Source organism: Agrobacterium sp. NPDC090283 (assembly GCF_044769685.1).
GTDB lineage: Bacteria > Pseudomonadota > Alphaproteobacteria > Rhizobiales > Rhizobiaceae > Agrobacterium.
Map to the genome: position 1 here is coordinate 1 of NZ_JBIVYG010000024.1, position 22,327 is coordinate 22,327.

Below are 22,327 nucleotides of genomic sequence, written 5' to 3' on the forward strand. Positions count from 1 at the left end.
GGCCTCCGGGGTGGCCGCCTCGGAGGTCATCCAACGTCCCGAACAATAAAGCACTTTTTCGACAGACAATTCCTGTGCTCGTCACAGGAATCCAGTCGACGCGCGTCTGCGCGGCGGAAGGAGTCCTTTCAGCCCAAGGACTTGGGCTGGCTGGATCCCTGTGACAGGCACAGGGATGAGGGGCGGGGATGCGCCGACGCATACAAGCTTCACCGGGATACTGTGCCGCCGAGCGCCCGGCGAGAGCGCTCCGTCTCAGGAAATATCCGACAATATCTCGCGATAATTCTCATGCAGATACCGCTGCGTCGCGGCGGCATCGGCGGGGCGGCCGTAGAAATAACCCTGGCCCATGGCGCAGCCGAGCGCGCGCAGCTTTTCCTCTTCCGCCCGCTCTTCAATCCCCTCGGCCACGACTTCGAGATCGAGCCCTTCGCACATGGCGACGATGGCCTTGATGATATGTTCCGACGGACGGTCGCTGCTGATGCGCGACACGAAAGCGCGGTCGATCTTCACCTTGTCGAAGGTGAAATCCCGCAGGCGGCCGAGGCTCGACTGGCCGGTGCCGAAATCGTCAAGCGAAATGCGCACACCGGCGCTCTGTAACTCGCTGATGATCCGCTGCGCGGTATCGGCTGAAGTCATGACAGCCGTTTCGGTGATTTCCAGCTCCAGCCGGTGCGGATCGAGGCCGACACGCGAGAGAATGGAGAGAATATTGTCCGCGGTGCTGGGGTCCATCAATTGCGCGGAAGACAAATTGAAGGACAGGAAAAGCTCGCGTGGCCAGAACAGGGCTGCCTCCGCCGCCTTTCGGAGCAAGGCTTCCGACAGCGCATCGATAAAGCCGCGCTCTTCGGCCAGCGGCACGAAAACGGCGGGCGATACGAAACCGAGATCGGGATCGTTCCAGCGAGCCAGCGCCTCGAAACCGATGACCTTCGCCTCTTCCAGCCTGACGATGGGCTGGAAATGCACGTCGATGGCATCGGTGATGATGGCGTTTCGGAGCGCCTGTTCCAGCTGTGTGGCGCGCTTCATTTCCTGCGCGATTTCGCGCGAATAGACCGTGATCTGGCCGCGGCCACGTCTCTTGGAGCGATAGAGCGCCGTCTCGGCGCTTTTCAGCAAATCCTCGAATTCATCGCCGGCAAAGGGATAGATGGCAAAACCGAAGGAGGAGGACAGGCGAACGTTACGGTCGCCGAGATCGTAAGGCGCCGAAAGCACGTCCTTGATCATGTTGCCGATGCGCTCGGCGCCGGTGCGCTCGAACACCAGCGGCAGAACGAAGGCGAATTCGTCGCCGTCATGGCGCGTCACGACCGCGCCATCGGGAATGCAGGCCTTCAGCCGGTGCGCGACCTGACAGAGGATTTCATCGCCTGCCTGCACGCCGAACAGATCGTTGATGGGTTTGAAGCCGTCAATATTGGCGATGCCGACCGTGAAGGGCGCCGGATCGCTGGAGCGCTCGCTGGCAAGCATGCGAATCTTGTCCCGCAGACGGTAGCGGTTGCCGAGCCCCGTCAGCGGGTCGCTGTAGGCCATCGCCTGCAGCTCGTTCTGGCTGACCTGCAACGATTGCGGCTCTGCCCGTTTCATTCCTGCATCTCGTGAATCCTGTGTCGACCGCGCTCACAATGCAGGGCAAGTATTAAAAAAGCCATAGCCTCCCGACAAAGGCGGTTTCAAGCCTGCAGCCGCAGGACATCCTTGCCGAAAAGCCGCAGGAAAACCGCCTCGACCATATCCGGGCTGACGGGTTTCAGCAGCATGTCGTCCATGCCGGAAGCCCGGCATTTGTCGAGATCGCCCTCGAAAGCGTGGGTGATGACGCCGACGATGGGAATGTGCTTTTCACCGCCAAGACCACGCATGCGGCGGGCAACTTCGAAGCCGTCGATGTCTCCCAGCGTCGTATCGAGCAGGACGGCCGAAGGCGGCTGTTCCGCAAAGAGACGCAGGGCCTCTTCGCCGGAGGTGGCGAGCCGCCAGGAAAGCCCCAGACCTTCCAGTATCTGCGAGAAGACGATCTGGTTGACCCTGTTATCCTCAACGAGAAGTATCTCGCAGACGCCGCCGGTCTTGAGGATTTCGGGCAGGTCCTCCGTCATGATCTCCCAGTCCTCGTCGGCGGCTTTCTCCTTCGGGGAGGCATTCAGCCCGGCGGCAAGATAATGCATCAGCGAGGCGTCGATCTCCTCTTCCTCGATGGTGACGACGGGCAGATCGTGTTCGGCGGCAATATCGAGACACGCGACGCTCATCTGGGCGTCGACAACGATCACATCGATGCCGACACCGGCGGAAGCCGCGACGTCGATGAATGCACGCTGTTCGTCCTCGCTCGTCACAGCCGCATGGTCCATGCCGCCCACGGTCAGCCGGCGACCGGCCGCTTCCGCGAAGCGCGCGTTTTCAGAGACGATCAGCACCGCCTTGCTCTTCAAGACGCCGCCGCGATTGTCCGTTTCTTCATCCTTGCCGTAAGTGGAGGCCACGAAGGGCACATGTTCGAGCGAGGGGATGACGGGCATGCCATTGGCATCGATGGTGGCGAGAGCGGTCACGTCCTCCATCGTCGTCACCAGGAAATAACGGCCGGGCCTGCCCACCCGCTGCTTGCGGGTGATGGTCAGCACCTCTTCGCCATTCAGCCGCCGCACCCTTTCGGGGATGACGCTCGGCGTGCCGCTATCCAGCACCATGCGATCGGCGATGTCGATCCGCCCGGCGACCTTGCGCGAGTGGAGATCGAAAACGGTGCGGCCAAGAATGCTCTCGGGACTGGTTTCGACCAGGGCACAGGCTGATTTGTTGACGGCCGCATAGGCCATGTTCCGGTCCTTGACGAAGACGGGAAACGGCAGATTGTCGAGAATATCCTCGATGAGCTGCACGCGCTCGAGATCGATGCGCCACTGCTCTTCGCGTTTCTTCTGTTCGGAAATATCCGCAACCACACTGATGCCGAGGCCGGAAGGCAGGCGGTTCATGACGAAGCGCAGGAAGCGTTCTCCCTTCAGCCGTTCGGTTTTTTCCGATCTTTCCTTCCAGTGCAGCGCCAGCCGTTCGCCGATCCATTCCTCCCGGCCGAGCGGGCGGGCGTTGGTGGAGAGGCCTTCCGCCTCGAGCAGATAACAATCGTAAAGCGCGCTCAGATAGTCGCGCAGCCGCGCGCCCGGGCCGATGACGGCCTCTTCCAGCGGAAAAAAGCTGAGGAGTTTCCGGCTTGCGAAAATAATGTGATCGTTCCGGTCGTAAACGACGATCGCCGCGCCAAGCGCGTCGCAAAGGGCATCAAGCATCACCGTATGAACGCCCGCGCCAGAGGACGCCAAATCACTCAACTGCAAACTCCCGCCTGTTTTTCAGGGGTCAGGCTTATGTTTCTAGTGGAATCGTCCAGGGCAGATGCCGGGATGAAACGAAAAAATTCCGAAAAAGAGACATCAGGGTTTGCAACTTGAAGCAGTCTTGAGGGGAAGATGACGCTCACCCATAGTCGACGTCACACACCGCCCGGCGAAGGCGGCCCCGTTCCTGCGGTCATTTCAAGCCGCCCCACCATAATCAAGGCCGATTAAAGGCGGATTAACGCTTAACGCCATGTTGAGGGAAATGATCAAATGCCCGACAGGCCGCAAAACATGTGCAAATTTCCGCAGCTCGAGTTTTTTGCTTTCGAAGCCACGGCGAATCCGCGAAAATGACGATCATGGCCATCAAGCAGCTTTCAGAAACCCTCATCAACCAGATCGCCGCCGGCGAGGTCATCGAAAGACCCTCCAGCGCCACGAAGGAGCTGGTGGAAAACGCCATCGACGCGGGCGCGACCCGGATCGAGATCGCCACGGCGGGCGGCGGCAAGGGGCTGGTGCGGATTACCGACAACGGCTCCGGCATGTCACCTGCCGATCTGGAGCTGGCGGTCAGGCGTCACTGCACCTCGAAGATTTCCGATACGCTTGACGATATCCGCACGCTCGGGTTTCGCGGCGAGGCCCTGCCCTCCATCGGCTCCGTCGCCAAGCTGACGATTACCAGCCGCCAACAGGGTGCGGCACAGGGGTCGGTGATTTCCGTTACCGGTGGCAAGGTTTCGGATGTGCGGCCCGCCGCCGCCAATGCCGGCACCATCGTCGAGGTGCGCGACCTGTTTTTCGCCACGCCAGCGCGGCTGAAATTCCTGAAAACGGAACGCGCCGAGGCGGCCGCGATCACCGAAGTCGTCAAACGCATGGCGATCGCCTTCCCGCATATCCGTTTCGTGCTGTCAGGCACCGACCGCTCGACGCTCGAAATCCCCTCGACCGGCGACGATCATCTGGCCCGCATGGCGCAGATTCTCGGTGCCGAGTTCAAGGACAACGCCATCGAGATCGACGCCGGGCGCGAGGATGTGACGCTGACCGGTTTTGCCGGTGTCCCGACCTTCAATCGCGGCAACTCCGCCCATCAATATGTTTTCGTCAATGGCCGCCCGGTGCAGGACAAGCTGCTTTTATCCGCCATTCGCGGCGCCTATGCCGAAACCGTGCCGCATGGGCGCTATCCGGTCGCGGTGCTGTCCATCACACTCGACCCCGCCTTTGTGGATGTGAACGTGCATCCGGCGAAATCCGACGTGCGTTTTCGCGATCCCGGCCTCATTCGCGGGCTGATCGTCGGCGCGATCCGGCAGGCGCTGACGCGCGACGGCGACAGGGCGGCCACGACGGGTGCGAGCCAGATGATGAACGCCTTCCGTCCCGGCTACAGCCCCTCCGGGCTGCGGCCCTCATCTTCCATGGCAGCCCCCGCGCCGTGGTCCGCCGCCACGTCGCCATCGCGCCCGCTCGCCGTTTCAGGAGACATGCAATTTGCGGAAGCGGTGCAGTCGCGCTTTTCCGACATCACCATGCCGACGGCGCGGGCCGAGCCTCGGGACACTTACGAGACCGCCGCAAGCCCTTCGCCGGAGCCTGTGCTTTATCCGCTCGGAGCAGCACGGGCACAGCTGCACGAAAACTACATCATCGCGCAGACGGAAAACGGTCTCGTCATCGTCGACCAGCATGCCGCGCATGAGCGGCTGGTGTTCGAACAGATGCGTAACGCACTGCATTCCAGGCGCCCGCCTTCGCAGGTGCTGCTTATCCCCGAAATCATCGATCTGCCGGAAGAGGATTGCGACCGGCTGATGGATCATGCCGCCGGTTTCGATGCGCTGGGGCTCGTCATCGAGCGTTTCGGGCCGGGTGCAATCGCGGTGCGGGAAACGCCGGCCATGCTGGGCGAAGTCAATGTGCAGGGGCTGGTGCGCCAGCTTGCCGACGAGATCGCCGAATGGGACGCCGCCTCCACGCTTGCCAACAAGCTGGAATATGTGGCCGCGACCATGGCCTGCCACGGCTCCGTGCGTTCCGGCCGGCGCATGCGGCCGGAGGAGATGAACGCGCTTCTGCGGCAGATGGAAAACACGCCGGGTTCCGGGCAATGCAATCACGGCCGTCCGACCTATATCGAACTGAAACTTTCCGATATAGAACGGCTCTTCGGCCGCAGCTGACGCCTTCATGGAAGCACGAGCGGCAGGGCTGGCCTTGCGCCGCGCCAAACTATATAAATTTGAGACATTGGAGCATCCGGATGTTCAGGAGAACGCTGCGCCGTTTCGGACTGGGTGCGCTTACAGGACAGAGCAGGAGACGAAAACGGATGAACAGATTTGAAGGAGGCGGCAACCGCCTCGCCGTCATCGAATATCTCGACGGGGACTTCCGCATCGTCCAGACCGGCTCGCATGTCATCTGCGCCGTGACGGCCAAGACCATCCCGCTCGATGAGTTGCGCTACTGGAGCGTGGCGCGGCAGGAAGCCTATGTGGATGCGGCGGCTTCGCTGGAGGCGGAGCGGAAGGCTGGTGGTTTGCCTGCATAGCGCCCGCGCCATGGCGCGATAAGAATTGACTTGAGAGTGCATCCCCCGTCATACCGGCCTTGAGCCGGTATCCAGCCGACATGCGTCTGCATGGCGGAGAGAGTCTTTTCAGCCCAAGGACTTGGGCTGGCTGGATACCGGCTCAAGGCCGGTATGACGGGATACTATTGCTCTGCAACGACGAACGCCCATTGTCCCGCAGCAGGCGCGCGCGGCAGTTCACCACCGCAGCCTCAATAATCGTCCCGGCCGCATTGGGATCATCGAACACCATATCGATCTCGATCACCTGGCTGTTCCACAGCAGCTCTTCCGCCCGGCCGTGATGTCCGTTGAGCCGCACCGCATCCTTGGCGGTCGTCACCAGCTGCAAATTCTCCTTGCGGGCATCCTTCAGGAGATCATCAATTTCGTCATCGCTGAAATGATGATGATCCGGGAAGGAGCGGCTCAGCACGATGTCGCCGCCAAGCGCCTCGACGGTGCGATAGAATTTCGCAGGGTCGGCGATGCCGGCGAAAGCCAGAACGCGCTTTCCCCTGAAATCCTCAGGCTCCTGCGGCGTGATCGCGGCGACGAAGACCGGTTTGGCGGCCTTGGCCGCCTGCCTCACCAGCGGATCGGCGGCGTGGCCCTTGCCCACCTTCAGCAATCCGGTCATCTGCCGCATCTGTTCGGCCAGCGGCGCCCTCACCGGGCCGCCGGGAACGAGATGGCCATTGCCGATGCCGCGTACCGTATCGATGACGACGAGCGCATAGTCCAGCGTCAGGCGGGCGCTCTGGAATCCGTCATCCATGATGATGAGATCCACGCCTTCCTTCACCAGCCGATGCGCGCCCTCCACACGCCGGCGCGAAATCACCGTTACCGCCTCGCGCGCGAGAAGAAGAGGCTCATCGCCGACATCGGCGGCACGATGATGCCGCGCATCGACAAGCGTGGTGACGTCAAGCGTGCCGCCATAACCGCGGCTGAGGAAACCGGGCTTCATTCCCCTTGCAAGGGCGGCCCTCGCAATGGCGATCGCCGTCGGTGTCTTGCCGGCTCCCCCGACCGTGAAATTGCCGATGCAGATGACCGGAACGGGAACGCTTGCGCGTTTCGCCGTCCGCATGCGCCGGCCGGCGACCTTGCCGTAGAGAAGCGAAAAAGGTGACAGGAGCCATGCCTGCCAGCCTGCCTTCTGCCACCAGAAGGGCGGCGCTTCAGAAACCATCTATTCCCGCTCCCGGCCGCGTCGCCCACGGCATTCCGTTCGCTCTGTCACGTCTGGAAGGTTGTTTGCCAGAAAAAACCGTAAATTGCAAAAATGGAATAAACGGGTTTTCGCGTCCGCGCGGCGGAAAGGACTCTTTTCAGCACAAGAACCTGGGCCGGCTGGATTCCGGTTCAAGGCCGGAATGACGGAAGCTGGGCTCTTCCTAGACCGCCCGTTCCGGCAGCAGCGCCTCAAGCCCGGTGATGTCGTCGAAACAATAATCCGCATCCGCACCGAGGCTTTCACGCGAGCCGGTTCCGGTCAGCACGGCGATGCGCAGACCTGCGCCGGCATTTTTGGCCATATGCAGATCGTGATTATTGTCGCCGACAACAGCCACGCGTTCCGGCGGAAAACCGATCGCCTCGCAGAAACCGAGAACCATGCCCGGCTGCGGCTTGGTGCCGTAACCACTGTCATATCCCGCCACGAAATCGATATCGGCTTCGAAACCGAAGCGGATGGCCGTCTGGCGGATGGAGTTTTCATTGTCGCTGGAGGCGATGCCGAGCTTGTAGCCGCGCGCCTTCAGCCTTGCGAAAAACGCCTTGAGATCGGTGACCGGCACGGATTTGTCCGCGGCCTCGGTGAACAGCCGGTCGAAGCGTTGCGTGAGTTCAACGACATCGCAGGGCGAGCCGGCCGCGACCAGACCGGCAGCGATTTCCGCCGTGTTGCCGGCGGCGAGCAGGCTATCGGGCACGACATGGCCGGTGACGGGGTCCATGCCGCAGGCGATGAGAAGCCGGTCGGCGAGTGCGGCGTTGCCCCTGGCGGCAATCGACGCGAGTTCGCGGTTCACCGGTCCCCAGCTGGCGTCATAACCTAAAAGCGTGCCGTCCTTGTCGAAGAGCACAGCGGCGATCGACCTTGCCGCATTAAGTTCGAGATCCGCTACCATGAACCGATGGCGCTCCGCGGTTGCAGCTTGGCCGAAACGGTGAGCGGATTGATATAGGGCTCCAGCGCCTTGACGGTGGAGGACAGCGCGCCGCGCATGTCCTGAATGACCCGATTGCCGGCATCGATCATCTTGTAACGCTCATTGTCGTTGACCAAGAGATAATGCACCGCCTTGGCCAGCATCTCGACATCACGGATGATGCGGCCGCCGCCGGCGCGGATCAGCTTCTGATAGGCCTCACGGAAATTCTGCACATGCGCGCCGGAAAGCACGGCGCAGCCGAGCATGGCCGGCTCCAGCGGGTTCTGCCCGCCTTCCGCGGTCAGCGAGCGGCCGACAAAGGCAAGTTCGGTGAGCCGCAGGTAAAGCCCCATTTCGCCGATGGAATCGCCGAGGAAAATATCGGTTTCCGGGGTGATCGCGTCATTCCTGCTGCGGCGGGCGACGGAGAGGTTCATGCCCTTCAGCATCGCTTCCACCTCATCGCCACGTTCGGGATGGCGCGGCACGATGATGGTCAGTTGCCCATTGCGCGACTTGATCGCGGCATGCACGGTCGCTGCGGCCTTTTCTTCGCCGTCGAAGGTGGAGATCGCCGCCCATGTCTTGCGATTGCCGACCTGTTTGCGATAGCTCTCCAGAAGGGCCTCGTCACAGGGCGGCGGATCGGTGTCGCCCTTCAGATTGCCTGATATCACCACCGGCCAGGAGCCGAGATCACGGAAACGTTCGGCATCGAGATCGGACTGTGCAACCACCAGCGCCAGCTTGGAAAACAGCGATTCCGCAATGTCGTGGCGGGCTTTCCAGCGGTCGAAGGAACGGTCGGAGAGGCGCGCATTGACCCGGATCTGCGGAATGTGCCGGCGCTCCAGCTCCATCATCGTCACCGGCCAGATTTCCGATTCCGCTGTTATGGCGGCATCCGGCGCCCAGTAGGTGAGGAAACGGTTGACCGCGATCTTGATATCGAGCGGCACATATTGGTGGATCACGTCATCGCCAAGCCGGGTGCGGGTGAGTTCGGCCGACGTGACGGTACCGGTGGTCAGAAGCACGAAGATATCGCGCTTGCGAATTTCGCGGATCAGCGGGATGAGGGCAAGCGTTTCGCCGACACTTGCGGCGTGGAACCAGACGAGCGGCCCGCGCGGGCGCTCGGCGCTGGCGTAACCGAAACGCTCAAGCCGGCGACGCTTGTCTTCCTTGCCCTTGGCCGCCCGATAGGAAAGATAGGGCTTGGCAAAGGGATAAGCGGCGATACCGGCAATCCGGTAACCGGAAAGAGCGAAACGTGCGATACGGCTGCTCATGACATTCTGCCCTTGATCATTCCGCGCAATGCTCTTCCCCTGTTCTTGTTGTTATCGCCGCCTACTTCTTCTTAAATTGCGTCATTTTTTGTCATCGGAAACGAAAGCGCGATCACATTTTCTCGCCCCGGTACTCCCGACCTGCGCCGCTCGCGCAGGAATCACGGGAAAACTCGCCTTCACCCAATAGTATTACAACGCAAGGGCAAAAGGACTCAAATTTTGTCGTCCGGATTGAGAAGACGGTGCATATGCACGATAAAATAACGCATATGGGCGTTATCGACAGTCATCTGCGCCTTGGACTTCCATGCGGTGAGCGCGGAAGCATAGTCCGGATAGATACCGACGATATCGAGCGCCTTCAAATCCCGGAACTGAACATCCTGAAGGTTTTCCAGTTCGCCGCCGAATACGAGGTGCAGCAGCTGTTTCTGTTTGCCAGATTCCGTCATGTCTTTATCTCTTTCTTAAACTCTGAGAGAGGCCTTCATCTGCGGGATTTCCCGGCAAACGTCAACTGTCAGACAGATGTGAAAACGCTTTCAAAAGTGCAGGCAATGCATAATCTGCTGCAGCGCACAATGCGGGGTGGTTCACCTGGCGGCGATTATACATCAGAGGTTTTCCATCAAGCCCGACCAGGCGACCGCCGGCCTTCTCCAGAATGAGGTCGGCGGCGGCGAGATCCCACTCATGCGAGTTGGCCTTGACCAGCGTTCCGTCGATGCGGCCATCCGCCACCATGGCCAGCCGGTAGGCGAGCGAGGGCACATGCGGAATGCGCTTGACGCCGCCCCGCACCTCTTCCGGCAGATGCGTGATCACGTCTTCAGGCGCTGCCAGATGGAAGATGCCGGCATTTTCGCGCGCGGCAAAAACGGGCGCACCGTTCTTTAAGGCTTCACCGCCTTCAAATGCGGTGAACTCCTCGGCAAGCGCCGGTGCGACGAGCACCGCGACCACCGGCCGCCCCTCATGCACCACCGCGACGCTGACACACCAGGTATCCCGGCCGCCGATGAAGGCGCGGGTGCCGTCGATGGGATCGACGACGAAGACGGTGGAACGGGAAAGCCTGTCCGTATCGTCATCCGTCTCTTCGGAAAGCCAGCCGTAATCCGGTCGGGCGGAGCGCAGGATGGTTTCGAGGATTTCATTGGCGGCATAATCGGCCGCGCTGACCGGCGAAAGCCCGCCATTCTTCCACCAGACCTCGGGATCCTTGCGGAAGAAACCGAGGGCCGTCTCACCCGCCTTGCGGGCGGCTTCAAGCACCAGCCTCAGATCGGAGGCCCAGCGGGCCTCAGCCATATCGTTCATTTTGCCGTCTTTTCCGCGCGCCTCACCCGGCGCGCCCGTTTTTCTTTTCGCACTTGCACACAAAGCGCTGGCGAAAACAACCCGCGGGCCGCCTCACTTGCCCGCGATCGTCATGCCTTCGATGGCGAGCGTCGGGGCGGCGACGCCGTATTTGCGGTCGATATCGTTAGCCGGCGTGACCCGCATGAACATGTCCTTCAGGTTCGAGGCGATAGTGACCTCTGAAACCGCGAAGGTCTTTTCGCCGTTCTCGATCCAGAAACCGCTCGCGCCGCAGCTATATTCACCCGTGATCATGTTGGCGCCATGGCCGATCAGCTCGGTGACGTAAAAGCCGGTTCCGACCTGTCGCAGCAAATCCTCCGGCGAGAGATCGCCCGGCTCCAGCGCCAGATTGGTGGAGGCCGGCGAAACCGCCGTGCCGCCACGCACGCCGCGACCGTTGGTTTCAAGGCCGAGTTCCCGCGCCGCCGAGGTGGACAGGAACCAGTGTTTCAAAACCCCGTCCTCGATCATCGTCATCTTCTCGCCGCGGACACCCTCGCCATCGAAGGGGCGGGAGGACGGGCCGCGCACGATCTGCGGATCGTCGGTGAGATGAAGGCCCTTTTTCAGAACCTGCTGACCCATTTTGTCGCGCAGGAAGCTGGTCTTGCGGGCAACCGAGGCGCCGTTGATGGCGCCGGCAATCGCACCGACGAAACCGCGGGCAATGCGCGGATCGAACACCACGGTGATGTTGCTATCGGTATCGACCTGACGCGGACCGACACGCCGCACCACTTTTTCACCCGCGCGCCGGCCGATTTCTTCGGCGGCATCGAGATCGGCATAATAAAGGCGGCTATCGAAATCGTAGTCGCGCTCCATCTTCGTGCCCTCGCCGGCGATGACGCTGACGGAACGGCTGAAGCGGCTGCCCATATAGCTGCCGGAAAAACCGTGCGAGGTGGCAAGCACCAGGCCGCCCATGCCGCTCGATGCGCCGGCGCCTGAGGAATTGCTGACGCCCTTGACCGCAAGTGCTGCCTCTTCCGAAGCAAGGGCGGCCTCGCGCAGCTGATCCGCCGAAACATCGGTCGCGTCAAAAAGCTCAAGATCGTCGTAGGAGGTCGCCAGCCGTTCCTTGTCCGCAAGGCAGGCAAAGGGGTCTTCCGGCGAGACCTTCGCCATGGCCACCGCCCGTTCCGCCAAGGTCTTCAGATCGAAGCCCGGATTGGCGGAAACGCTCGCCACCCGGCGGCCAACGAAGACGCGCAGGGAAAAATCGTCGCTTTCGGAGGATTCGGTGCTTTCCACCTTGCCAAGCCGAACGCCGACCGATTGCGAGCGGGAGCGGACGACAACGGCATCCGCCTCATCCGCACCGGCGGCGCGGGCAAGATCGACAAGCTGGCTGGCGCGATCAAGAAGTTTGGAAGAATCTATTTCTGAGGACATGAGTTGGCCTTTCATTCCTGTTCCATTTATTGTGCCAGCAACCCCGCATCAAGGGCGAAACGCCGCTTTCTCCATCGGTAAGGCTTTTCGCCACCCTATTCGAAAGTCCGCCCGCATGACCGAGCACGACGCTCTCTTTTCCGAACCACTGCTGCTTCTGGCCGGCGCGGTCATCGCGGCCTCGGTTTTCCGCAAGCTCGGGCTCGGCACCGTGCTGGGTTATCTGGTGGCGGGCATCGTCATCGGCCCGTTCCTGCATCTCGTCACCGATGCGAAGGACATCTTCAACGTCTCGGAACTGGGCGTCGTTTTCCTGCTCTTCATCATCGGGCTGGAACTGAAGCCGTCGCGCATCTGGCAGATGCGGCGCGATATTTTAGGGCTCGGGCTGGCGCAGGTGCTGGTAACGGGCAGTGTGCTGGCGGCGATTGCCTGGTGGGCGGGGCTGATCGACTGGCGCGGCAGCCTTGTCGCCGGTTTCGGGCTTGCGCTTTCCTCCACCGCCTTTGCGCTGCAAATCCTTGCCGATGACGGCGACATGAATACGCGGCACGGCAACCGGTCCTTCTCGATCCTGCTGTTTCAGGATCTCGCCATCGTGCCGCTGCTTGCCCTCGTCACCATTCTTTCCAACCGCCCGGATGTGCCGACGGATTCCATGGTGTCCGATCTTGTCGCCTCCGTCGTCGCGGTGGCGGGCATGGTGCTGGCCGGGCGTTATCTTCTGACGCCGATGTTCCAGATCATCGCCCGCACGGGTGCTCGTGAGGTGATGATCGCCGCCGCCCTCTTCGTCGTCATCGGCGCCGCCGCCATCATGGAGGCGGTGGGCTTGTCGATGGGCATGGGCGCGCTGCTCGCGGGGCTGATGCTGTCGGAATCCTCTTACCGGCATGAGCTGGAAGCCGATATCGAGCCGTTTCGCGGGCTACTGCTGGCGCTGTTCTTCATGGCTGTCGGCATGTCGCTGCATGTCAATATCGTCTATGAGCACATCGTCCTCATCCTGATCGCCGTGCCTGTCATGATGGCGGTGAAGGCGGCGCTGATCTATGGCCTCTGCCGTATCGCCGGCTCGTCGCGTTATGCATCGAGCCGTATCGCGCTGCTTCTGGCGCAGGGCGGCGAGTTCGGCTTTGTGCTCTTCACGACGGCGGCCGCCTCCGGCATGTTTCCGCAGGCAACCGCCTCGATCCTCGTTGCCGTCGTCACGCTTTCCATGGCGCTGACGCCGCTGCTGGCCGTGGTTTCGCGCCGGCTGATGGCGGAAGATGCGGAAGAGGACAAGCTGGAAGAGGATTTCGACGGGGCGGGCGCGGATGTGCTGATGATCGGCTTTTCCCGCTTCGGTCAGATCGCCTCGCAGATCCTTCTGGCCGGCGGGCGCGACGTGACCGTCATCGACAGCTCCGCCGACCGCGTCCGTCAGGCCGCCCGTTTCGGCTTCCGCATCTTTTTCGGCGATGGCACCCGCAAGGACGTGCTGATCGCCGCCGGTATAGAACGGGCCGATCTCGTGGCGGTCTGCACCCATAAAAAGGAAATCACCGACCGTATCATCGACATGATCCAGTCGGAATTTCCAAGCGTGCGCATCTATGCCCGCTCCTATGACCGCGTACATTCCCTCGACCTCCGGAAAAAGGGCGTGGAATATGAAATCCGCGAGACGCTGGAATCCGGCCTCCTGTTCGGCAGGCGGATCCTTGAGGGCCTGGATATGGATGGCGAAAGGGCGCTGGCGATTGCCGACGATATCCGCGAACGCGACGAGGAGCGGTTGGAGCTTCAAGCCGTCGAAGGCCTCGCGGCCGGACGGCAGATGCTGCACAACAAGCCGGTGCGCGAAGTGAAGCCGGAACCGCTGATGAAGCCGAAGACCAAGGCGGAGAAGTGGGAGGAGGAAGAGGATGCGGAGGACAGCGAGACGGAAGTTTCGCTGTAGTTCAAGGAAGTGGCTGGGAAAGTACCACTTGTTTCTTCTCCCCGCCGGGGAGAAGTCCGCGGCAGCGGGATGAGGGGGCAAGGGTGCGGTCTATCGCTGGCGTTGCCCCCTCATCCGACCCTTCGGGCCACCTTCTCCCCCTTGGGGAGAAGAAAGGGGCGGTACCCACGCTTTCCCGGCGAATATTCAAGGATGTAACGCTCAGGCCTCGACACCCTGCCCGCGGTGAAACAGCTCCACCTGCATGTCGATCTGCCGTTTCAGATCCTCCTTGATGCCGGCCGACGCGTTCAGCACTTCCTCGGACTTCAGGAAGTCGAGCACACCGAAACGGTGCACTGGCGGGCGCAGGAAGATGTGCGGCGGGCGCAGCCTCAGCTTCAGGGCGATTGCCGCCTGCATCATAAGCTGGCTGGCGCCGAACAGGCTGTCCAGCCGGTTCGGCATGGTGGTGCCGTCACCTTCCGGGCCGCCGACGACATCGACGCCGATGACGATATCGGCATGATCCAGCAGATGCTCATAGGGCACCGGATTAAAAATGCCGCCGTCGATCATGATGCGGCCATCGATACGCACCGGCATGAACAGTGCCGGAATGGCGGCGGATGCCGCCAGCGCCTGAATGATCTCGCCGCTTTCCACCAACACTTCGGTCTGGGCGTAATAATCCGTGGTTATGACTTTGAGCGGAATGGCGAGCTCCGAAAACTCCTTCGGCAGAGCCTGCGGCATCAAGGCGTGCAGGATGAGTTCGAGGTTGAACTGGCCTAAACGAAAACCGTCCACCGCATGGCGCATCGATGCCGGGCCGAGGCTCCAGAGCCGGTTGGCGACCGAACCCTTCCGCCCCATGAGCTCAAGCGTATATTCACGGATTTCGCGGCCGGTCATGCCGGCCGCCATGCCCGCGCCGATGATGGAGCCGATGGAAGAACCGGAAATCACCACGGGCCGGATGCCGAGTTCGTCCAGCGCCTCGATGACGTTGATGTGGCAGATGCCGCGTGCGCCGCCGCCGCCGAGCGCCAGTCCGAAAGTCGGCTCGTGGCCAACAGTGCCGTCACCATCGAGAATTTCTTCCCCGGCGCGGACGATCGTGATGCTTTCGTTTACACCCTGCTCCATGCGAATACCCAAATTCTCTCCACGGCAAAGACTCTGCCTATTCGGCAAACAAGACAAGACCGTGGCGTGACGGGAAGCTGTTCCCGTTAGAGCATTTTCGCTTTTCCTCGAATCGAGAAAACACTCTAACTCTTTGTTCTGTTGCATTTCCGGATGGAAACCGGGCTCCAGTTTTGCTGGAAATGCCTTAGGGCTCGTAGCGGTAGAAATGCATTTTCGTGTCGCCGAAGATGCGGCTTTCGAGCGGTTTGAAGATCGGATCGACCTTCACCATGACATCGCCACGCTCTTCCAGGATGGCGAGCGCGCCGGGGTTCAGCCAGCCGCCGCCATGCGCTGCCGCGAAAGCCTTCTCGCCATGACCATGGCCATAGGGCGGATCGGCGAAGAGAAGATCGAAGGGCTCGATATTGTTGACCCCGCCGAGCTTGGTGGCATCACGACGCAAAATGCGGGCGCGGCCATGCAGACCCAGCGCATCGATATTTTCCCAAAGCAGCCCCCTGCCCTCGACGCCGTTTTCGACGAAGAGCGCCACGCGACAGCCACGCGACAGGGCTTCCAGCCCCACCGCGCCGGTTCCGGCAAAAACGTCCAGCACACGCGTACCGTCAAGACTTTCCGGATAGGCGTGGCTCAGGATGTTGAAGAGGCTTTCCCGCGTCCTGTCGATGGTCGGACGAATGGAATTCGATTTCGGCGCGGCCAGTGTCCGGCCGCGGAACTCACCGCCTACGATCCGCATTACGTGTCATTCCCCTGCCTCCAGAAGGTTTGCCACCCGGGCCTTTGCCGCCCGGCTTGCCGCCGCCGGGGCCACTGCCGCCGGGGCCTTTGCCCTTGCCCGAAAAACCCGAACGCTCGCCGGATTTACCGAAGGACGGTTTGCCCGATGCGGGCCTGCCGCCGGGTTTTGCACCTCTCGGCTTGTCGCCGAAAGGCCGGTCGCCGCGCGGACGGTCACCATCTTCACGCGGACGATCGCGGAACGGCCGATCTCCAGACGGCTTTTCGCCACGAGCGGTGCGATCTCCGAAGGCCCTTTCGCCACGCGGACGGTCGCTGCGCGGGCGATCGCCCTCTTCGCGGGGCCGGTCACGGAACGGGCGGTCGCCGAAAGGTTTTTCACCGCGCGCAGGGCGATCACCGAAGCTCTTTGCGCCGCGTGCAGGGCGCTCGCCACGGGGCCGGTCGCCGTCTTCACGCGGGCGATCCCCGAAAGGCCGATCGCCGAAAGATTTTCCGCCGCGTCCACCGCGATCGCCAAAGCTCTTTTCGCCGCGGCCAGGACGGTCACCGCGTCCGCGGCCACCTTCTTCTTCACGGGGGGAGTCCGAACGAATCCACTCGCCTTCGGCGTCAGCATGCCGCACGACGTTACGACGCGCTTCATCCTGGGCGGACGGCTTCTTGAACAGGCTTTCGGCTTCAGCGCGGGCAGACGACTTGCGTTCCTTGCCGTCGCGGGTGGGCTTTGCACCGGGCGCCATCCAGACATTGGCGGTGCGGCTGGTGCCGGCGGGCTGGCGGGGGCGACGGTCATCGCCCTCTTCGTCATTGCGGCCCTTGCCACCGAATTTTCCTGCAGGCTTGGCACCGAACTTGCCGGCGGGCTTGTCGCCACGCTTGGTGTCGAGGCGTCCGAGCGCTTTTTCGCGGCGGTCTTCCGGCTTGCCGGCAGCCTTTTCAAAACGCGGCCTGCCTTCCGGCGCGTCGCTCTTTGCCCATTCGGACTTGGCGCGCTTGGCCGGCGCTTCTTCCTCATCCTCGACAGATGTGTTGTAGATCGGCGCATCGAAATTGGCGCCGGCCTCTTCGATCAGGCGCGGGCCGAGCTGGTCGCGCAGCATGCGGCCGCGCACTTCCAGCACCTTGCCCTCGGGCAGATCGCCCAGCTGGAAAGGACCATAGGAAATGCGGATCAGGCGGTTAACCTCAAGACCAAGTGCGCCGAGCACGTTCTTGATCTCACGGTTCTTGCCTTCGCGCAGACCTATGCTGATCCAGACATTGTGGCCCTGGGTGCGGTCGAGCGTTGCATCGATCGCGCCGTAAAGCACGCCGTCGACGGCAATGCCTTCCTTCAGCTTGTCGAGTGCGGCCTGATCGACCTCGCCATGGGCGCGCACGCGGTAACGGCGCAGCCAGCCGGTGGTCGGCAGTTCCAGCACGCGGGAAAGGCCGCCATCATTGGTGAGCAGCAGCAGGCCTTCGGTATTGATATCGAGGCGGCCGATGGACAGAACGCGCGGCAATTCACCCGGCAGATTGTCGAAAACCGTCGGACGGCCTTCCGGGTCGGAATTGGTCGTCACCAGACCGGCGGGCTTGTGGTAGAGCCACAGGCGCGTGCGCTCGGCGCCGCGAATCGGCATGCCGTCGACTTCGATCTTGTCGGACAGCGTGGCGTTCACCACCGGCGTATCCAGCTTGACGCCGTTCAGCGACACGCGGCCTTCCATGATCATGCGCTCGACATCGCGGCGCGAGGCCACACCTGCGCGCGCCATGATTTTCGAGATACGTTCCGGTTTACCGCCGCCAACGACCTCTGCCGCGGGGGCAACCTTGGCTTCCACCGGTTTCTTTTCGCGCTCCGCGGCGGGTTTACCCGGGCCTTTCGGCTTCCTGTCGCGGCTAAATGTCTTGCCGCCGTCGCGCTTCGGCTTGTCTTTAAAAGTCATTTGCTGTTTGCCTGTTGTTTGGGCTGTCCTATCAGGTCCAAGCACAAGGGTTAAGAGGAAATTGAAACGCAATGGCCGAAAGGACGCATTTCATGGAACTGGCGCTTGTCGAAGCCCGTGCCGCGGCTGAGCGGCAGGAGGTTCCGATCGGCGCGGTACTGGTTCTGGACGGCCGCGTCATCGCCCGTTCCGGCAACCGCACCCGTGAATTGAACGATGTGACGGCTCACGCCGAAATCGCCGTGATCCGCATGGCCTGCGAAGCGCTGGAGCAGGAACGCCTGCCCGGCGCCGATCTCTACGTGACACTGGAACCCTGCACCATGTGCGCGGCGGCGATTTCATTCGCCCGTATCCGCCGGCTCTATTACGGCGCGGAAGACCCGAAGGGCGGCGCGGTGCATAATGGCGTGCGCTTTTTCAGCCAGCCGACCTGCCACCATGCGCCGGACGTCTATTCCGGGCTGGCGGAAAGCGAAAGCGCTGAAATCCTGCGGCAATTTTTCCGCGAGAAACGTCTCGACGATTGAGCGGCCGACGGGAGGCCCAATTTTTCCCGCAGGCCATCAGCCCTTTGTTTACTGGAAGGGGTTCCACCAGCTCTTGCCGGTGTTTGCCACGGCCGCTTCTTTCTTGCGGCGCTTTTCCTTCTTCTGCTCCGGCTCGCCGAGATCGGTCAGCTGGTCCTGCGGGACGCTGCGATATTCAACCGGCGGGTCGGTGAGGAACTTGCGCTGGGCGTTGACGACGGAACCACCCTGGGCATCGGCCTTCGCCTTGCGGAAGGCTTCCCATTTCTGACTTTCGGTCATCTGGCCGGCCGTGCCGTTGCCGGCAAGCAGCGGCGAGCGGTAATGCGGGTTGTTCTTGTTGGCATCCGCCTCTTCACGCAGGCGTTCGCGGGTTTCTTCCGGCGATTCGACCCATTGCGGATTGTTTTCGCGGCTTGCCATGTTCCGCTGCGGCTCGGCCAGCTGTTCGGCCCGGGTCTGGGCGGGAACGACGAGGCCCGGACGCGGGCTGTATTTCAGGTTGCGCTTTTCCTGGTCATTGCCGGTGATCGAGGTCGCATTGCCGAGATCGTCGACAAGCTGCTCAGCCGCCGTCTTGCCTGTACCATAGGTCGGGCTGGTGCAGGCACCGAGCAGCACGCCTATCGTCGTGACGCCAACAACCGTGCGAAACATGCCCAAACCCTGCGCATTACCCTGCATCGTCTTCATTGAAACCCTTCCAGCCGTCCGTCCCACTTCGCCAGACATCGTCTTTCGGCAGGCGGCAGCCCGCATTGCCGTGCAAATCCGGCCATTTTCAGGCAGGTGTACCGGATGAAGAGGCAAAGCGCAATTCATCCGGTCATTTTCATCGCGCATCGGCCCGAAACCCGGAATCGGGTTTCGACAGGAACGATGCGCAGCTTCGGATCATCCGAGGGCTGCAAGCTCGCGCAGCGCGGCCGCATCGCGGGCGGAAACCTCCGGATAGGCCGGATCGGAGCCGACATCGGTGGTGATGCGCCAGGAACGGGCGCATTTTGCGCCTTCCGCCAGCTTCTGCTCGACCACAACCTTTGCTACCTCCGGCAAACGGAAGCCATCGGCCGGGCCTTCATCACCCACCACTGTTATGGCCGAGGTGATGCAGATTTCCGCGAAATCCTGACCCTTCAGCGCCGCCAGCAGATCGGCATCGGCGATGTGGACGACCGGAGCAGCTTCCAGCGAGGAACCGATGCGCTTTTCACGGCGCTCGACTTCCAGCGCGCCGGTGACGACGGTGCGGACCTTGCGGATTTTTTCCCACTTCGCTTCCAGCGCATCGTTTTTCCATTCCGCCGGGATTTCCAGGAACTGGACGAGATGCACCGATTCCGCATCCGGATAACGCGACAGCCACGCTTCCTCTGTCGTGAAGGGCAGCATCGGCGCCAGCCACGAGACGAGGCAATCGAAGAGTTTGGCGATAACCGACAGGGCCGCCCGGCGCTTCAGCGACGACGGCGCGTCGCAATAAAGCGTGTCCTTGCGGATGTCGAAATAGAAGGCCGAAAGCTCGACATTGGCGAAATCCACCAGCGCGCGGGCGATCTTCTTGAACTCGAAACCGTCATAACCTTCGCGCACGACGCCATCCAGTTCGGAGAGGCGGTGCAGCACCAGCTTTTCCAGCTCCGGCAAATCGTCATAGGCGATCTCCTCGCCCTTGTAATGGGCAAGGGTGCCGAGCATCCAGCGGATGGTGTTGCGCAGCTTGCGATAGGCATCGACATTGGTCTGGATGATGGCCTTGCCGAGGCGCTGGTCATCCCAATAGTCCGTCGTCATGACCCACAGGCGCAGGATATCCGCACCGGCGTCCTTCATGACTTCCTGCGGGGAAACCACGTTGCCCTTGGACTTCGACATCTTCTCGCCCTTCTCATCCATGGTGAAACCATGGGTGACAACGGCGTTATAGGGCGCACGCCCACGCGTCGCGCAGCTTTCCAGCAGCGACGAGTGGAACCAGCCGCGATGCTGGTCGGAGCCTTCGAGATAGACATCCGCCGGCCATTTCATGTCCGGGCGGTCTTCCAGCGTGAAGGTGTGGGTGCAGCCGCTGTCGAACCAGACGTCGAGAATGTCCATGACCTGCTGCCAACGGGCATGGTCGTGGTCGTTGCCGAGGAAACGTTCCTTGGCGCCTTCGGCAAACCATGCATCCGCGCCTTCGGCCTCGAAGGCCTCGAGGATGCGGGCGTTGACGGCCTCATCGACCAGAACCTCGCCCTTCTCATCGGCGAAGACGGCGATCGGCACGCCCCAGCTGCGCTGGCGCGACAGGACCCAGTCGGGCCGGCCTTCGATCATGGCGCGCAGGCGGTTCTGGCCGGAAGCCGGGACGAAGCGCGTCTGATCGATGGCATCAAGCGAACGCGAACGCAGCGTCGTACCGTCGCCCAGTTCCTTGTCCATATAGACGAACCATTGCGGCGTGTTGCGGAAGATGACCGGCTTCTTGGAGCGCCAGCTATGCGGATAGCTGTGCTTCAGGCGGCCACGGGCAAACAGGTTATTGGCAGCGATCAGCGCCTTGATGACACGGTCGTTGGCATCGCCCTTTTTGCCGTTATCGTCCATGACGCGGGCAGCGCCGCCTTCGGCGGATGGGCCGAAACCGGGGGCGTCTTCGGTGTAGAAACCGTCATCGCCAACCGGGAACGGGATGGCCGACGAAACGCCGCGCGCTTCCAGCTCACGCTGATGCGCGGTCCAGACGTCAAAGTCCTCACGGCCATGGCTCGGCGCGGTGTGCACGAAACCCGTACCGGCATCGTCGGTGACGTGATCGCCATTGAGAAGCGGAACCGGGAAGTCATAGCCGAGCGACGCCAAAGGATGGGCGCAGGTGATGGCGGCCAGTTCCTCGGTTTTCACGTCGCGAACGAGCTTGAAGGTCAGCTTCGCCTTGGCTGCGGCCTCATCGGCGAGCTTCTTGGCGAAGATCAACCTTTCGCCGGGCTGCGGACCGAAATCGTTCTGTGCGCTTTCCACTTCGTACAGGCCATACTCAACGCGCGAAGAAAATGCGATGGCGCGGTTGCCAGGGATGGTCCACGGCGTGGTCGTCCAGATGACAATGGACGCACCGTTAAAATCGACTTCTGGCCCCACAGTCGGAACCTTCCCGCCTCTAGGAACAAGGGCGTCATAAAAAGTCGGGATGACCGGGAATTTCACCCAGATCATGTCGCTCTCGACATCGGCATATTCGACTTCGGCTTCCGCCAGCGCCGTACGCTCGACGACCGACCACATGATGGGCTTCGAGCCGCGATAAAGCTGGCCGGTGCGGGCGATCTTCAGCAACTCGCCGGCGATGCGGGCTTCCGCGTGGAAGTTCATCGTCGTATAGGGGTTTTCAAAGTCGCCCTCGATGCCGAGGCGCTTGAACTCCTCCGACTGGATGGCGATCCAGCCGCTCGCGAATTCACGGCATTCCTTGCGGAATTCGTTGACCGGGATGTCGTCCTTGTTCATCCCCTTCTGGCGATATTTTTCCTCGATCTTCCATTCGATCGGCAGGCCGTGGCAGTCCCAGCCCGGCACGTAATTGGCATCGTAACCGCGCATCTGGAACGAGCGGGTGATGACGTCTTTCAGGATCTTGTTCAGCGCGTGGCCGATGTGGATGTTGCCGTTGGCATAGGGCGGGCCGTCATGCAGCACGAATTTCTCGCGGCCGGCGGCGGAGGCGCGCAGGCGCTTGTAAAGGCCCATTTCCTGCCAGCGCTTCACCGTTTCCGGTTCCTTCTGCGGCAGGCCGGCGCGCATCGGAAAATCCGTCTGCGGCAGATAGAGGGTGGAGGAGTAATCCAGTTTTTCTGCGGTGTCGCTCATAATCGTACCGTTGTTGCGCGCC

At 61.9% G+C, this 22,327-nt stretch carries 17 protein-coding genes; 4 read left to right on the top strand and 13 right to left on the bottom strand.

Annotated elements, in window-relative coordinates:
- Positions 1-255: 255 nt before the first annotated feature.
- A complete protein-coding gene (locus ACIQUH_RS24945; RefSeq protein ID WP_003503140.1) occupies positions 256-1,608 on the bottom strand; it encodes a bifunctional diguanylate cyclase/phosphodiesterase in 1,353 nt (450 codons plus the stop codon).
- 86 nt (positions 1,609-1,694) lie between these two features.
- Positions 1,695-3,314, bottom strand: coding sequence for a response regulator (locus ACIQUH_RS24950; RefSeq protein ID WP_400820331.1), 1,620 nt, complete (start codon positions 3,312-3,314; stop codon positions 1,695-1,697).
- A gap of 410 nt (positions 3,315-3,724) precedes the next feature.
- On the opposite strand from ACIQUH_RS24950, the gene mutL reads away from it, so the two are divergent.
- Both mutL and ACIQUH_RS24960 read left to right on the top strand, forming a co-directional pair.
- A complete protein-coding gene (gene mutL, locus ACIQUH_RS24955; protein ID WP_400820334.1) occupies positions 3,725-5,557 on the top strand; it encodes a DNA mismatch repair endonuclease MutL in 1,833 nt (610 codons plus the stop codon).
- Between the two features lie 149 nt (positions 5,558-5,706).
- Positions 5,707-5,928: a DUF2093 domain-containing protein gene (locus ACIQUH_RS24960; RefSeq protein ID WP_080825855.1), complete on the top strand. Its 222-nt coding sequence runs from the start codon at positions 5,707-5,709 to the stop codon at positions 5,926-5,928.
- Positions 5,929-6,070: 142 nt separating this feature from the next.
- Here ACIQUH_RS24960 and lpxK read toward each other — a convergent pair whose 3' ends face one another.
- From lpxK to ACIQUH_RS24990, 6 genes are all read right to left on the bottom strand, one after another.
- Positions 6,071-7,147, bottom strand: coding sequence for a tetraacyldisaccharide 4'-kinase (gene lpxK, locus ACIQUH_RS24965; RefSeq protein ID WP_400820216.1), 1,077 nt, complete (start codon positions 7,145-7,147; stop codon positions 6,071-6,073).
- Positions 7,148-7,352: 205 nt separating this feature from the next.
- The gene (locus ACIQUH_RS24970; protein WP_400820219.1) at positions 7,353-8,090 is read right to left on the bottom strand and encodes an HAD family hydrolase; all 738 of its coding nucleotides are present in this window, start codon (positions 8,088-8,090) and stop codon (positions 7,353-7,355) included.
- Positions 8,084-9,406: a lipid IV(A) 3-deoxy-D-manno-octulosonic acid transferase gene (gene waaA, locus ACIQUH_RS24975; RefSeq protein ID WP_037090824.1), complete on the bottom strand. Its 1,323-nt coding sequence runs from the start codon at positions 9,404-9,406 to the stop codon at positions 8,084-8,086. Before waaA ends, ACIQUH_RS24970 begins: the two co-directional genes overlap by 7 nt.
- A gap of 215 nt (positions 9,407-9,621) precedes the next feature.
- On the bottom strand, positions 9,622-9,861 hold the full coding sequence (locus ACIQUH_RS24980; RefSeq protein ID WP_003521023.1) for a DUF4170 domain-containing protein: 240 nt from the start codon (positions 9,859-9,861) through the stop codon (positions 9,622-9,624).
- A gap of 61 nt (positions 9,862-9,922) precedes the next feature.
- Positions 9,923-10,729 carry a 3'(2'),5'-bisphosphate nucleotidase CysQ gene (locus tag ACIQUH_RS24985; RefSeq protein ID WP_400820223.1) on the bottom strand — a complete coding sequence of 269 codons (807 nt, stop codon included), beginning with the start codon at positions 10,727-10,729 and terminating at the stop codon, positions 9,923-9,925.
- Positions 10,730-10,822: 93 nt separating this feature from the next.
- Complete coding sequence (locus ACIQUH_RS24990; protein ID WP_400820225.1) at positions 10,823-12,169, bottom strand: TldD/PmbA family protein; 1,347 nt, start codon at positions 12,167-12,169, stop codon at positions 10,823-10,825.
- A gap of 115 nt (positions 12,170-12,284) precedes the next feature.
- On the opposite strand from ACIQUH_RS24990, the gene ACIQUH_RS24995 reads away from it, so the two are divergent.
- Positions 12,285-14,114 carry a monovalent cation:proton antiporter-2 (CPA2) family protein gene (locus tag ACIQUH_RS24995; protein ID WP_400820227.1) on the top strand — a complete coding sequence of 610 codons (1,830 nt, stop codon included), beginning with the start codon at positions 12,285-12,287 and terminating at the stop codon, positions 14,112-14,114.
- Positions 14,115-14,315: 201 nt separating this feature from the next.
- Here the strand turns inward: ACIQUH_RS24995 and ACIQUH_RS25000 are convergent, their stop codons facing one another.
- The 3 genes from ACIQUH_RS25000 to ACIQUH_RS25010 all read right to left on the bottom strand — a co-directional run bounded on the left by ACIQUH_RS25000 (position 14,316) and on the right by ACIQUH_RS25010 (position 17,926).
- Positions 14,316-15,242: a patatin-like phospholipase family protein gene (locus tag ACIQUH_RS25000; protein WP_400820230.1), complete on the bottom strand. Its 927-nt coding sequence runs from the start codon at positions 15,240-15,242 to the stop codon at positions 14,316-14,318.
- 187 nt (positions 15,243-15,429) lie between these two features.
- The gene (rsmD, locus tag ACIQUH_RS25005) at positions 15,430-15,987 is read right to left on the bottom strand and encodes a 16S rRNA (guanine(966)-N(2))-methyltransferase RsmD (RefSeq protein ID WP_400820233.1); all 558 of its coding nucleotides are present in this window, start codon (positions 15,985-15,987) and stop codon (positions 15,430-15,432) included.
- On the bottom strand, positions 15,968-17,926 hold the full coding sequence (locus ACIQUH_RS25010) for a pseudouridine synthase (protein ID WP_400820236.1): 1,959 nt from the start codon (positions 17,924-17,926) through the stop codon (positions 15,968-15,970). The genes rsmD and ACIQUH_RS25010 overlap by 20 nt, the downstream gene beginning before the upstream one ends.
- Positions 17,927-17,997: 71 nt before the next feature.
- Between ACIQUH_RS25010 and ACIQUH_RS25015 the strand changes: the two genes are divergently transcribed.
- Positions 17,998-18,456 carry a nucleoside deaminase gene (locus tag ACIQUH_RS25015; RefSeq protein ID WP_400820239.1) on the top strand — a complete coding sequence of 153 codons (459 nt, stop codon included), beginning with the start codon at positions 17,998-18,000 and terminating at the stop codon, positions 18,454-18,456.
- Positions 18,457-18,504: 48 nt separating this feature from the next.
- Here ACIQUH_RS25015 and ACIQUH_RS25020 read toward each other — a convergent pair whose 3' ends face one another.
- Together ACIQUH_RS25020 and ileS are read right to left on the bottom strand one after the other, a co-directional pair.
- Positions 18,505-19,149 (bottom strand): hypothetical protein, encoded by a 645-nt coding sequence (locus tag ACIQUH_RS25020; RefSeq protein WP_400820241.1) that lies wholly within the window; start codon positions 19,147-19,149, stop codon positions 18,505-18,507.
- A 201-nt stretch (positions 19,150-19,350) separates the two neighbouring features.
- Positions 19,351-22,305 (bottom strand): isoleucine--tRNA ligase, encoded by a 2,955-nt coding sequence (ileS, locus tag ACIQUH_RS25025; protein WP_400820243.1) that lies wholly within the window; start codon positions 22,303-22,305, stop codon positions 19,351-19,353.
- Positions 22,306-22,327 lie beyond the last annotated feature (22 nt).